The organism is Endozoicomonas sp. ALD068 (genome assembly GCF_049310145.1).
Classification (GTDB): domain Bacteria; phylum Pseudomonadota; class Gammaproteobacteria; order Pseudomonadales; family Endozoicomonadaceae; genus Endozoicomonas_A.
In genome coordinates, this window is the sequence record NZ_JBLYNU010000004.1 from 4,844,966 (window position 1) to 4,857,146 (window position 12,181).

General features: G+C 48.4%; 14 protein-coding genes. 8 read left to right on the forward strand and 6 right to left on the reverse strand.

Annotation, left to right across the window (positions count from 1 at the left end):
* The first annotated feature begins 40 nt into the window (after window positions 1-40).
* The 6 genes from ACO6V5_RS17640 to ACO6V5_RS17665 all read left to right on the forward strand — a co-directional run bounded on the left by ACO6V5_RS17640 (window position 41) and on the right by ACO6V5_RS17665 (window position 3,597).
* The gene (locus tag ACO6V5_RS17640) at window positions 41-1,618 is read left to right on the forward strand and encodes a hypothetical protein (protein ID WP_422411723.1); all 1,578 of its coding nucleotides are present in this window, start codon (window positions 41-43) and stop codon (window positions 1,616-1,618) included.
* Window positions 1,619-1,861: 243 nt separating this feature from the next.
* Window positions 1,862-2,212, forward strand: a complete 351-nt coding sequence (locus ACO6V5_RS17645) for a hypothetical protein (protein WP_422136467.1) — start codon at window positions 1,862-1,864, stop codon at window positions 2,210-2,212.
* A 27-nt stretch (window positions 2,213-2,239) separates the two neighbouring features.
* Window positions 2,240-2,452 carry a hypothetical protein gene (locus ACO6V5_RS17650; RefSeq protein ID WP_422139627.1) on the forward strand — a complete coding sequence of 71 codons (213 nt, stop codon included), beginning with the start codon at window positions 2,240-2,242 and terminating at the stop codon, window positions 2,450-2,452.
* Window positions 2,453-2,558: 106 nt separating this feature from the next.
* Window positions 2,559-2,741 (forward strand): HipA family kinase, encoded by a 183-nt coding sequence (locus tag ACO6V5_RS17655; protein WP_422136466.1) that lies wholly within the window; start codon window positions 2,559-2,561, stop codon window positions 2,739-2,741.
* A gap of 228 nt (window positions 2,742-2,969) precedes the next feature.
* The gene (locus ACO6V5_RS17660; RefSeq protein ID WP_422411726.1) at window positions 2,970-3,362 is read left to right on the forward strand and encodes a hypothetical protein; all 393 of its coding nucleotides are present in this window, start codon (window positions 2,970-2,972) and stop codon (window positions 3,360-3,362) included.
* Entirely contained in the window at window positions 3,355-3,597 is a 243-nt protein-coding gene (locus tag ACO6V5_RS17665) for a DUF6364 family protein (RefSeq protein ID WP_422411728.1), read from the forward strand. Before ACO6V5_RS17660 ends, ACO6V5_RS17665 begins: the two co-directional genes overlap by 8 nt.
* Window positions 3,598-3,754: 157 nt before the next feature.
* Here the strand turns inward: ACO6V5_RS17665 and ACO6V5_RS17670 are convergent, their stop codons facing one another.
* The gene (locus tag ACO6V5_RS17670; RefSeq protein WP_422411729.1) at window positions 3,755-4,423 is read right to left on the reverse strand and encodes an N-acetylmuramoyl-L-alanine amidase; all 669 of its coding nucleotides are present in this window, start codon (window positions 4,421-4,423) and stop codon (window positions 3,755-3,757) included.
* Between the two features lie 138 nt (window positions 4,424-4,561).
* Window positions 4,562-4,873: a hypothetical protein gene (locus ACO6V5_RS17675; RefSeq protein ID WP_422136462.1), complete on the reverse strand. Its 312-nt coding sequence runs from the start codon at window positions 4,871-4,873 to the stop codon at window positions 4,562-4,564.
* A gap of 175 nt (window positions 4,874-5,048) precedes the next feature.
* Here ACO6V5_RS17675 and ACO6V5_RS17680 point away from each other — a divergent pair, with 175 nt between their 5' ends.
* Complete coding sequence (locus tag ACO6V5_RS17680; RefSeq protein WP_422136461.1) at window positions 5,049-5,210, forward strand: hypothetical protein; 162 nt, start codon at window positions 5,049-5,051, stop codon at window positions 5,208-5,210.
* Entirely contained in the window at window positions 5,207-5,671 is a 465-nt protein-coding gene (gene fliO, locus ACO6V5_RS17685; RefSeq protein WP_422136460.1) for a flagellar biosynthetic protein FliO, read from the forward strand. The genes ACO6V5_RS17680 and fliO overlap by 4 nt, the downstream gene beginning before the upstream one ends.
* A 25-nt stretch (window positions 5,672-5,696) precedes the next feature.
* Here the strand turns inward: fliO and ACO6V5_RS17690 are convergent, their stop codons facing one another.
* The 4 genes from ACO6V5_RS17690 to ACO6V5_RS17705 all read right to left on the reverse strand — a co-directional run bounded on the left by ACO6V5_RS17690 (window position 5,697) and on the right by ACO6V5_RS17705 (window position 12,172).
* Window positions 5,697-7,793: a neutral/alkaline non-lysosomal ceramidase N-terminal domain-containing protein gene (locus tag ACO6V5_RS17690; protein WP_422136459.1), complete on the reverse strand. Its 2,097-nt coding sequence runs from the start codon at window positions 7,791-7,793 to the stop codon at window positions 5,697-5,699.
* Between the two features lie 321 nt (window positions 7,794-8,114).
* Entirely contained in the window at window positions 8,115-8,459 is a 345-nt protein-coding gene (locus ACO6V5_RS17695) for a hypothetical protein (RefSeq protein ID WP_422136458.1), read from the reverse strand.
* A 486-nt stretch (window positions 8,460-8,945) separates the two neighbouring features.
* Window positions 8,946-11,432 carry an ABC transporter permease gene (locus tag ACO6V5_RS17700; RefSeq protein WP_422136457.1) on the reverse strand — a complete coding sequence of 829 codons (2,487 nt, stop codon included), beginning with the start codon at window positions 11,430-11,432 and terminating at the stop codon, window positions 8,946-8,948.
* Window positions 11,429-12,172, reverse strand: coding sequence for an ABC transporter ATP-binding protein (locus ACO6V5_RS17705; RefSeq protein ID WP_422136456.1), 744 nt, complete (start codon window positions 12,170-12,172; stop codon window positions 11,429-11,431). Before ACO6V5_RS17705 ends, ACO6V5_RS17700 begins: the two co-directional genes overlap by 4 nt.
* Window positions 12,173-12,181: the final 9 nt, after the last annotated feature.

The following is a 12,181-nucleotide window of genomic DNA, read 5'->3' on the forward strand; positions in this document are numbered from 1 at the left end:
CGTCCAGGCTTCCTATTCACTTTTCTATGGAATCCAGAACATGAGTAGCCTGCAGCTTTATCTGGCACTGTTTGTCGGCCCGCTATTCTTGTTGCACGCTCTGTGTTCACAGGCTCAGTCGGCAACTCAACTTGCCCCGGTGTTGTGCAACTCTCTCACAGGACAAACGGCGGGTGTTCAGCGACGGCTAAAGCAGTATAGTGAGCTTCACCGACGACACTGTCTTGTTCTCAGTGCCAACCAGAAAGAAAATTTAGATGAATTGATCCATCAGGCTCCTGAAAATACGGTGATACTGCTCTCTTCCAAAACGGTTCCTGTCAGAGGTAGAAACCCGGTTGAGTACCTTTTGAAAGATCCGATAGTTTTAAAGGATGGCCAGAGCATTATTGGAGCCGCTGATGACGGTTTTGAAATCGTTATCAAGTTCAGAGGTCACGGAGACTACTATATGGTCAAGGTAGGAACCACTAAAAATTTCCGGTTTGGAGAAAAAAGAGACAGCCATATCAGACACCTTACTTTCCGGCCACTTGGATACACTGCTGGTCACCCAGACGGTGCCCACCCCATACCTAACTCTATTGTTTTCGCAGAATGTTACAACCGGAGACTGATTGTAGAAGACAACATATTCCATCTTCCCAAGAGGTCCGCAATTAATCTTGATTGCAAAGAACCACTGGATGCAACGGCCGATCTCGATCGTCCTGGCCCGGGCCTGCAGTTTGCCAATAACACGGTCAGGGGTTACCTCATCAAGACCTGGTACCTGAACTATATGCCCGAAGATGGGATATTTGTAAATCTTCCTGCTATCAGGAACCAGTTACAGAGAATCACTGTTACTGATAATAGATTCCGGGGCAGAATGGCAGAGGCAGGTGAATTTACTCTCGGGTCCGGAACCCATCTGGATATCTTCAGAAATACCGTAGACATTATCAATGATGGCGTTACTAACACACTTCGCGACGCTCGTGCCCAACGATCGCCCCGGGTGGGAGGCTTTACTCTTATAGGTCATACCGATGCCAATGCAGAGCCTCCTCTCTTTAACCTGGCAGGCAACCGGATCCGGGTAACAGCGCCCGCTATAAACGTCAGCCCCCCTCTTAAGCTGGCCCTGGCCTGTAACCAACTGCAAGCCACCAGTCCATGGCAACAACTGCAACAACACTTCAGCCTGAAAGCTGATGATCCATTACGACTGGGAAGTAAGTGCAAAAAACCGACGACTCCACCCAATGACATGTCAACACCAAGTTCAACGGTTGCCATGCCATCGGCTGGCTCAAGCGTTTCCGTGCCAACAACCATTCCCTATACCATCAGCCAGATTCTAAATACCTGGACGGCCATTAACTCGTCTGCCACGGCCTGTGACGGACTGACCAACTTCGAAGGTCGTTTCTTCTTTGAATCAGCAGTCTGCCCGACAGTCGCTACGACCTCTGCTTTTATTACCGATAGGGCTTTTAGAAGCAACACGATATCTAATAACAGCTTGACCTCCACTTCATCTGGCAGCTTGGCCACCACTTCATCAGCGGATTCAAAAAGAATGACTTGGGGTTTAGGTTTTATAACCATTCTGGCCATATTGCTGGCTCTATAATTGGATGAGGCTCTGATATAAAACAAACTTGGCTCGTCCCAAGCTTGTTAAAGGCAAGGTGACAGCGCACTTAAAAAAACTGCGTGCGTAGGACAGGGAGTATTTCCATAGAATTCTTCAGCATCTCGAAATGACGTATGCTTTTTAGCAAGTATCTCTTTGGTACACCTTGGTTTTCCCTCAACCATCGAATAAACTCCCGCATCGGCCTTAAATTACTTTATAAAAAGTACTTTACCAACCATGAAAACCCGCGACCTGCTCAAACTCCCTGACCTCAAACTAGCTCAGGCCATCAACACCATGAAAGGCAAAGAGTGCGAGAAGCACGCCAGAAACTACACCAGAATTCTGGGCGTAGAGTTTGATAAAGCGGTTATGCACGCCACTTACGCCGCCATGTTCAGTCAGAGTGACGAGCCAGTCGATCTGCGTACTTATAAAGCCATAGTGGATCTGGTGGACAGTGATACTGAATATGGCGAAAAGGAAGCAACAATTCTTACAGCACTGCTGTTAGCTCATATCAACCAAAAAATGAAACGGGTTCAATCCGTTGTTTCGCAAACACCTCCAACATTACCCCTGTCGTAAGAAACTACGGGGAAAAGGAAACCGACGATGCTAATGCAGCTATCGGAGTTTACCAGCACCTTACAAAGGCAAGGAGAGGAAGAGCAAGAATCTTCACAGAAATTCTGGGTAGAGAGTCCGAAAAAGCGACTGTGCAAGCCAACCACGCCACCCTGTTCAGTGAGAACGACAAACCTGCCAAGCCATGCAGCTAAAACCACCTTAGATAGAGTGGTTTTCAACACCGATAGATACGATTAAAAGATAGCCAGAACCGGTTCTTTTGAATTTTAAGTGGGTAAGCAGGCTTCATTCACTCCACTGAAGTCGAGCTTTCCTGTCAGCAAGTACACCATCATCTTGAAGTGTGGCTTCTTATATCCTCTTGCCTATTGACCACAATCTTGCATTTGACCCTGACTTCACCAGGGAATCTTTTTTCAAATATCATGTCTTTAATTCAGAACAGGGCCGAATTTTCAGTGATCTGGCAACCATCGCTGAGTGTAAAGAAAGGATGGAGGTCGCATTAACTGACTTTCATAAATGAGCTGAAACGGCTCAAAATGAGTGGCCTTGGCGGGATCTTGAGGAAAGCATGGTGTTTGACCTAGGAGCCTGACCGAGAATAGACTGCCCTACTGAGGCGGCAGCAAATTGGTCTGAAAATCCGCTTTTGTTCGTCAAATAGCTCGCTATTCTCCTCACAAAACCGAATTTTCATCCTCAATTTTCTGCCGTCCTCGCTACGGGCGCTATTCTCGGTCAGGCTCCTAGGGTGGGACACTTTCTCCGCAGCTTAAATCTGCGCCATCAATTCAAGAAGGAAAAAATCGGTACTCTGTACCCTGTTACTATGCCGTTAGTGCAGATTACGGAAGAGAATCGGTTAAGAGCGATTCAGCCTCTGCATTTTGAACGTACTGAGCCGGAAAAAATTATTGAGCACGGAAACCTCTGGATTGGCAAACTGAGCACTTTACAAGAGCTTAATGAACTGCCGGAAGACATTCTGATTCCAGTAGAAAAGCCCGTGCATAAAGGCGATGTTCAAAAAGCCTGGACAATGGTTCAGAAAAGGTTAAAAGATTTTGGTGATATTGCTGATGCCAGCAATGAGACAGCAATAGAAAAATTTGCCAAAGGTACGTCAAGAAACCATTATGCATAAACTTACCTTATGGATGAAAGCCAAGCTTGTTGAGCCAGCCGAAGAATATGCTGCCAACCAGGGTAAATCTCTGTCTCAACGGGTAGCTGATTATTTTAATGCGCTAATCCTTGGGGAATCTGATGCCACCAAAAAGCTCACCCCTCTCACACAGAGTCTCAGGGGTGTTATGGCGGATTCTGAAGTATCAAACGAGGAGGATTACAAAAAATACCTTGAGGATAAGTATCTGTAAACATTCTGGTCGAGACCAATATTATCCTGAACGTACTTCTTGACCGCTCTCCCTTTTTAGCCAGCTCTTTTAGCGATTACGAAGACAGTGTGCTTCATGCTTCTGCAATTCAGGCTGGCGCAGAAGCTATTATCACTCGTAATGCCAAAGACTTTACTTATGAACGAGACCCGGCCTCCTTCTGAATCAGTCTGACCGACGTTTCTGTTAACTCGTTAATACTTTGCCAGAAGAGCACTCGCTGCTCTCTATCGTCAGGTTCCAGTGGCTGAAGTCTTTTAAGCGAAGCCTGAAGCTCCTTCGGGCAAACTGATTCGCGTACGGGTCGGGGTTGGTCAGGATAGCTATCGCTAAAAAAACGATCCCAATCAAAGTAACAACCCGGATCAGCCTTTCCCCTGAAACCGGCTATCTGTTCATGGCCAAGAATCCGTTGTGGATCATTCAAACTCGGGTAGTGCTTCTGCAAGTGTTGAATCACATCTTTCAGAGCAGAATATTGTGCATCGGTGAAAGGGAAAACATTCCCATTGAAGTTAACCAACTCTATTCCAATGGCAAAATCGTTGAATGTTTCTTTTTCCTGCCAGCGGCTGACGCCTGCATGCCAGGCTCTGTGAGCCGTACCATTCAGGCAACTGACCAGCTCGAAGACGGTACCGTCCAGATCAATTACCAGGTGAGCTGAAACCTCACACCCCTTACTCGAGACGATGTCCAGCGTACCCTGGAGATCCACAGCCGTATAATGCAAGATCAGAAACTCTACTGGAATTTCCCGGTCATCAAAGTTAGGGCTGGGATGTGAAGTGAAACTTAGAACCATTAATTTGCCTGTAAAAAACCTGGAGTCCGTTGAATTTATAGACTAACCAGCCCACTGCTCTGAGATCAAGGGCGCATTTTAATTGAGCCATGGCCAGTTTTTCAAATGAATGTTTGCAGGATTCAGAACCGATCAACTTCATCTCTTGTTACTTTTCTGATAGCCCTCAATGGCTTCCTGACGACGTTTGCTGACCGCCAGCTGTTCCTGTACACGATCTCGTTCCAGCTGGCAGGCCAATATCATTTCCCGGTAGAGCGCTTGGAGCTCTTTGAGAAGCGCCTTCACCTCTTCGGAGGGGGCTGAGCCACTTTCCAGAGCTTCTTCAATTACCTGACGGGCTTCAGTATCCAGAGCTTCCAGCGTTGTCCAGTCCCGGTTACGGATAGCCTCCCCGAGATTAAAAATGGACTCCCGGAGTTTCCCTTTGGTAATGTCAGGTTTTTTCATCGGTAACCTCTTTACCATCAGCGATGCCAGCCTGAGCCTGAGTGTAGACAGTCATGCCAATGCCATCTGTCATGTGGATTATCCAGAACGATGATCACTCCCATTTATATCGTTGAGTTACTACTATTGTTTATCTTCGGCACATTATTGGTCAACAAGACTTAATACAGTAGACATGACAGCATTACCCTTCAATGATGTGCCTGCACACAAAGCTGTACTGCTTTGGATTATGCAGGCTCTCTCCTGGAATTTTCGCTTCATGCTTTCCCGTGAATATGATAAGAATGGAATGAAGGTGCGTGGACCATTCAAGCGCGAGCAGGAGGCTGCGTGAAAAAACTGTTTTTTTATCTGAAAAGTCTTTCTTTGCTCTCAGGATTTAAAAAATATCCTTATGGGCTCAATCTGCTTTTACTGTCCGGTTTTTCAGCGATTGCTTTTGCAGAAGTAACAACAGACAAGCCAGCCGACCTGAGTCTCACTCAGGTTATTGCGCCTCTGTTTTTTGTCATTGTGCTGATATTTGCCCTGGCCTGGATCGTAAAGAAATTGAACATAGGCACACCCGCCGTTGGCCAGGGAATAAAAGTAGTCTCAAGCGTTCCGGTTTCCAGCCAGGCCAGGGTCTGTCTGATTCGTATAGGCGAAAAAGATATATTGCTGGGAGTCACCAACCAGCAAGTCAATTTGATTCACAGGTTTGATGAATCCCCCCTGCCGCCTGATAACAGGCAAAACCAGCAGGATTTTGCCGTTCAGTTCAAAAACCTGCTAAAAGGTGGAAACTCAAAGTAAGCCGCTACCTTATTTCCTGCTCATTTTATCTTTCACAGGAACGACCTCTTTCCAATCCTGAAAAAGTATTGAGTAAAGATCTCGAGTGGGCGTCAGGATCATGAGCAGAATAATAGAATTCCCCTGATATCGACTCATAGTGTTTTTTCAGTAAACGTCCTCTGGGAATGACCGTGTAATATTCACCGCGAATGACAATGCGATATAAACCTTCTTTGTCGTACATATCGGGTATCCACTCGACGGTAGCCACTCCCGCCTGCCATTGGAACCGGGTAGTCCAGTCATCATCTGTGGCAACTGTATCCCATGATCCTGTGCAGTCATTCTTCCTCTGCACATAAAAAAAACTATCGAGATCCATGCCTGATCTTGGGTGTGATGCAATATATTGAAGCTTCACTGACTGGCCTGAGTGAATATTATCCTGACTGTCAGTTATTATACTTCCGTATTGGCTATGTTCTTTTTCCGGGATGTTATCCATACGAACATCGTCGTACAGATAACTCAAATCCAACGGCATTGCTTCATCCGAAGGAGGCTGCTCCTCTTTACTCAATTGCCTGGAAAGACTTGAAAAAGCCTGAATCATGGCACTGAGCTCCCATGGACCGAATAAGGTGGATGCTCCCTCATAGTGCTGTTTGTAGAACTCCTCTGCTGTGGTCAAATAGCTGGCATAATCGTTGGAATACCCGGCGATGACAATATGCCTGTCAGGAATCCCTGAAAGTTTTGACAATCTTTTTCGAAGCCGTCTTCCAGCCATAACTGTCGGCTCAACAGGCAAGGCAGCAATCTGAAAATTGCCCAGCCGAGCCAGCATCAAGGGCAGGACTTCGGGGACCCAGGGCTGGTTAATGACTTCCCGGTGCATATTGCCTGAGGGAAACACATCATTGAAATAGTGAAAGTTTTTCCGACTTCCCAATGACAGCATGACCGGCTTGGGCTTCTGACATATCAGTTCTTGTTCGGACGGCGAGGTCAGAAAATCGGTTACCATTCTGATCCACCATTGCTCATTCTTGCGGCCTTCATAGGCCCCAAGTAACAACCTCACAAAATAGGGCGGCCGACCATCTTCCGTGCCTGCGGCAAAACTGTATCCCATAGCTGGATTGCAGGTTGTTACTTGCTTCTGCTGCCCTGAATATTCTTGCCGGACTTCGTAGTTGGAAAAGTCCACCCAGTTATGCACCGACTCAATGGGTCCATAAACTCTGTTGCCTCTGGCATTAAAAAGTTCCAGGGCTTTTTTAAACTGTCTTTGACCGATCTCCCTGACATTTTCTTCGGGCGTTTTGCCGGGCCCGGTGCCATCAAGATTCAGGTTAGGTGTCATGTCCCCGGCATTGGTTTGTGGAAAGGCTGCAATGAAAGAATCCACTCCCCAGTTGTACTTTGCATAGCGTTCAAAAGCCCAGCTGGCATAGCCTTTGTTGTCACTGCTCAACAGGAGATTACTGCGGGGATAGGAGACTGCATGGGTTGCAAACCAGGTGATAGCACCTAATGGCCTACCGCCCCGGGCAAACCTGAGTTGCTGAACAAACCGGTCAATAGAACCTCGCCGGCTGGCATCTACATTGTTTTCATAGGCAGACAGGGACCGATTGCGGCTGGCATTGTCCAATAACCCCGTTTTCATCCGGATCTCAGAAGGAGCAAGGTCTTCATGGGCCATCCTGATGGCCTGGATAATGCCCGACACCATCTTTTCAAAAGCCCGGTCATCGAATACGCCATAGGGCATATTGTATAGAAAATGGTGAGACTGACCGGCTGCGGCACTGTGGGTATGAGTCGCTGACAGGATGACGTTGTGGCGGTTATAAAGAGAACCAAACTCTTGTTCCAACCGAGTTAGAACCGCCTGATAAACACTGGCAAAAACCGCTCCCGCATCAATGACCACAATAGCAAGACGATGGCTCTCTCTTCCCTGACTCACTATAAAGGCTCTGGCCCACTGCCGATCATTGATTCCAGCACTTATCTGGCTGCTGTCGGCATATCCCATCATGCCACTGCCTACTGCCGAGCCTGTGATGTCTGCTTTACTGACCCCGACCCAATAGGAAGCATTGACCCAGGTTGCCAAAAAGAGAAGTATCAAAAAAAGACTGCCGGAAGAAAAAGTAAACCGGTTCATAAAATTCCCTATCCGTTCAGAAGAGCGGAGTATAGCTAGCTCTCAGATCAGACAAAGCCCATGGGACAGTCAATTGGGGAAAACTACCATAAAAAACCACAACAAAGACACAGTTATCCAACAAGTTATCCACAGGTTGCAGGTAAAACTCTGGTACCCATCCGCTATCTCAAACTCTAGAGGCCGGTTTTCGGGGGGATGCGTTCCCACGCCTGGCGGGAACGAGTTGCAGGAGCTTTGCGAAACGCTCTTTAAGGTGGGAAGAATATCAATTCCACTGGATCGCTATTGCTTCATCATCATGCCGACCAGTTGCAGCATCTGCATTTCTGTCTGGCAAATTCTCTGAAGATCTTCCTGGGTCTCCCGGCTCATATCACCCAATCGATCATTCATTTCATCCTGTCCATGCCATTTTTCAACGGCCATATCTTCCGGGTAAGCCGCCAGCAGTCTGTTATGGAGTCCCTGCTGCTTTTCCCAGAGGACACTCAGCATAATGATAAGAATGGGAGGAGCCTGCCCCGTCAGGGAACGAAGCTTGATATAGGTCCAATACAACTGAGCAATCCGAAAAGTGCTGTTGCGCAGACACAAAAGGGATAGATAAGCTTCTTCCTGATCAGTCATGGAGTGTCTCCTCAGTCCATATAGAACACCCGGAACTCGTTATCAGAAGACTTACGGCTGTCTTCAGGCTTGAGCAATACTGCGGATGAAGATCACTTCGACAGCGTTCAGAAAGTGATCCGTAAAATCACTGTAACATGGACATCATAAATGCCCATAGAGAAAATCGACCCGTTTTCCAGCATCTGAACAGAAGGCACAGATGACCGGAAAAACCACTGCTTCAAAAAAGTTATCCACTTTTCCACAAAAACCCTGATCAAACCCCTGAATGAACTGTGGATAAGTGAGAAACTTCCTCTGAATCTGGCTTCATTGAAGAACTGATCAAAAAACAACCAGCTCATCAATGAATCACTCCCTGCCAACCAGTGGGTGTCGCAAAACTCTAACAGCAAAACTCTAACAACTCGTTCTCACGCTCTGAGGGTGTCGCGAAACTCTCTTCGCCGTGGGAACGAGCTGTTGAAGTTTTGCAACATAAAACTACTTGAGAACAACGCCAGGCGACTGCCTTAGCACACGTCTGATGCCAAGCCAGCCCGATAGGCCAATCAGCAAGGCACTGACAATGGGAAGCGTAAACCAGAGCCAGATAGCTGGCTGCCAGGATAGCTCAAAGACCTGCACATTCAACCACCCGCTACAGATTTCTGTGCCCACCACAGCCATCATGCCGGAGAATGCCCCCAGAATGAAAAACTCGCCTACCTGCATGATCACAAGTTGCTTTCTGCTGCCACCCAGAGATCGAATCAGAGCCCCTTCACGCAGTCGGGTATCAAGACTGGCTTCTATGGCCGATGCCAGAACCAGTAAACCCGCCAGTAATAGCGCCAGAAGCATGGCTTCCACCGCAAGAATGGATTGCTCAAGCATCACCTGCACCTGACTGATAACAGCGTCCATATCCAGCAGACTGATGGTTGGAAACTGTCGAACCAGTTCATTCAACACCAGCCGATCCTGCTGTGGCAGATAAAAACTGTTCAGCCAGGTCGCTGGCAAACCTTTCAGCGAGGCTTCTGGCAAAATCATGTAAAAGTTGGGTTGGAAAGACTCCCACTGAACTTCCCTGATACTGGTGACTTTGGCAGTCACTTTAGTACCTGCAATCATAAACGTCAGTTCATCACCCAACCCAACCCCCAGATGCTCAACAATAGACCTCTCAATGGAAATCTCACCGGTATCACCCGGTTGCCACCACTCCCCTGCCACTACCTCGACTTCAGATGAGGGCTGGTCTGACCAGGTCATGTTCAGCTCACGATGCAGGGAGTTATGATTCCTCTGCTCTTCTGAAACAGCCTCTTTGGCCGAGAGTCCATTGATTTCAATCAGTCGACCCCGAACCATAGGATAGAGAGTGGTTCCGTTTATATCATTGCTCTGCAAGAAGTTCTGAAAGGATTTCACTTCTGCTGGCTGAATATTGATCGCAAAGTAGTTGGGGGTTTTCTCAGGTAATTGTTGTTGCCAGCGTTCCAGCAAATCCGTTCTTACCAAAAGCACCAGAGCCATAGCCATGAACGTCAGGGTGAAAGCTGTTAACTGGGCAGACGTTTGTCCCTGTTCCTGAAGCAGACGTTTCAGACCAAGCCGCCAGGGCATGGGTACGGGTTGCCCAGACAAGCGACGATGAACGCTTGTTAGTCCGGCTTTGATCGCCAGCGTGATGAGTAATATGACGGCGCTGACTCCAAGAATCATTCCCACTGTCATCAACAACTGGCCTGTGTGATACCAGAGCAGCATCAGCATGGTAATCAGAGACAACCCATACACCGACCAGACGCTTGCGGCGGCTGGTGTCAGCTCACGCCTGAGTACCCTCAGTGGCGTAACGTCCCTCAGTCTCAGTAATGGCGCCAGGCCAAATCCGACCAGTGTAATAATGCCGGTCAAACCACCCACTATCATGGGCACAGGACCGGCCTCAGGGAGCCATGGGGGCAAAACATTCGCCAGCAGTTTGACCACCCCCGCCTGTAACAGCCAGCCAATGATGACACCGGGTATTGAAACCAGAACAGCCATCCAGAGCAGTTCTCCGACAAAAATCTGCATAAGCTGATTCTGCTGTGCGCCCATGCACCGCATCACTGCGATACCATCAAAGCGTCGTTCAGCAAATCGACGGCTGGACATAGCAACCGCAATACCGGCCAGAAGCATGGCCGCAATACTGCCCAGTCCCAGAAACTGCTTTAACAGGACGACAGAACCGCGCAGGTCTTCACGATCGTCTTCTGCCAGATTCAGTTTTTCGCTGTCGGATAAAAGGGGCTCAACCTTACTTTTAAATATGGCCAGCTGTTCTGCTTCACCTGCAATCAATGTTTTCCAGTGAACCCGACTTCCCGGCTGAATAATTCCAGTCGCATCCAGATCGTTGATGTTAAACATCAGACGGGGTGACAGACTGTAAAAGCCACTGCCACGATCGGTTTCCAGAGTGATCGCTCGCGCGACTTTGAACTCTGCTTCCCCTAGCAGAAGGGTGTCGCCCACTTCCACTTCCAATAGTGGAAACAGTCTGGGTTCCAACCAGACTTCTCCTTCTCCGGGCGTATCCTCAGTCACTTCATCCGCTACAAAAGGCTGATCAGCCGTTCGCATGTGTCCACGCAGAGGATAATTAAGGGTGACTGCTTTTGCTGACACCAGCTGCATCTGGTCTCCAGCCATAACCACCGACGGAAATTCCAGAACAGTGGCTTGTTCAACAGGTTCGTTCTCTATGGCCTGACTGACCTGTTCAGACAGCTTTTTGGAACTGCTGATGACCAGATCCGCACCCATCACTTCGGCTACCTGTCGACCCAATGAAAGCTGAAGCCTGTCACTGAAAATCGCAATAGAGGTGCTGACGCTCACGGCCATCAGAAGGGATAACATCAACAGCCAGAGTTCACCGGATCGCCAGTCCCTCAGCAGAAAACGCCACGAAAGCAAAAGACTTTGACTCATTTCAGTGCTCCGGGATGTTCAACTTGCTTTTCTTCAGCCTTCGCTTTGGCTATCTCTTCTTCCAGATGCCCCCGGGTCAACTTTAAAACTCGTTGACAGCGGTGGGCCAACTGCAAATCGTGAGTCACCAGAACCAGTGTCGTTTTGTTCTCACGGTTCACCTCGAAGAGCAAGTCGATAATGCTTTCCCCGGTTTTCTCATCCAAGTTGCCCGTCGGTTCGTCAGCAAACAATATCTCCGGCTGCCCGGCAAAAGCTCTGGCAATGGCAACCCGCTGCTGCTCTCCGCCGGATAGCTGTTTTGGGTAGTGGCTCAGCCTTTCAGATAAACCCACCCTGTCGAGTAACGTTCTGGCATCTGCCTCTGCGTTCTCTTTTCCTGCCAGTTCCAGGGGTAACATGACGTTTTCCAGAGCCGTCAGATTAGGCAGAAGATGGAAAGACTGAAAAACAAAACCGGTGTGATCGGCCCTGACCCGGGCTCTGCCGTCTTCATCGAGATGATCAATCCGGTTACCAGCCAGAGCCACCTCGCCTTCAGTAGGCCGATCAAGACCGGCAAGAATGCCCAACAGAGTGGATTTTCCGGACCCTGAAGTCCCGATGATGGCGACAGACTCTCCGGACTTGATCTTGAGATCGAGTCCGGACAAGATGGTGAGCGAACCACTCTGGGCTGTCACTGTTTTACTCAGGGATTGTGCCGAAACGGCAATGGAGGATTCTGTGCTAATGGTCATACGCAGTTG

Bases quoted from the DNA above. Each gene is read 5' to 3' on its own strand.
- ACO6V5_RS17670 (WP_422411729.1), bottom strand. From the start codon at position 4,423: ATGGTTCTAAGTTTCACTTCACATCCCAGCCCTAACTTTGATGACCGG.
- ACO6V5_RS17650 (WP_422139627.1), top strand. From the start codon at position 2,240: ATGCTAATGCAGCTATCGGAGTTTACCAGCACCTTACAAAGGCAAGGA.
- ACO6V5_RS17675 (WP_422136462.1), bottom strand. From the start codon at position 4,873: ATGAAAAAACCTGACATTACCAAAGGGAAACTCCGGGAGTCCATTTTT.
- ACO6V5_RS17705 (WP_422136456.1), bottom strand. From the start codon at position 12,172: ATGACCATTAGCACAGAATCCTCCATTGCCGTTTCGGCACAATCCCTG.
- ACO6V5_RS17680 (WP_422136461.1), top strand. From the start codon at position 5,049: ATGACAGCATTACCCTTCAATGATGTGCCTGCACACAAAGCTGTACTG.
- ACO6V5_RS17645 (WP_422136467.1), top strand. From the start codon at position 1,862: ATGAAAACCCGCGACCTGCTCAAACTCCCTGACCTCAAACTAGCTCAG.
- ACO6V5_RS17640 (WP_422411723.1), top strand. From the start codon at position 41: ATGAGTAGCCTGCAGCTTTATCTGGCACTGTTTGTCGGCCCGCTATTC.
- ACO6V5_RS17700 (WP_422136457.1), bottom strand. From the start codon at position 11,432: ATGAGTCAAAGTCTTTTGCTTTCGTGGCGTTTTCTGCTGAGGGACTGG.
- ACO6V5_RS17695 (WP_422136458.1), bottom strand. From the start codon at position 8,459: ATGACTGATCAGGAAGAAGCTTATCTATCCCTTTTGTGTCTGCGCAAC.
- ACO6V5_RS17665 (WP_422411728.1), top strand. From the start codon at position 3,355: ATGCATAAACTTACCTTATGGATGAAAGCCAAGCTTGTTGAGCCAGCC.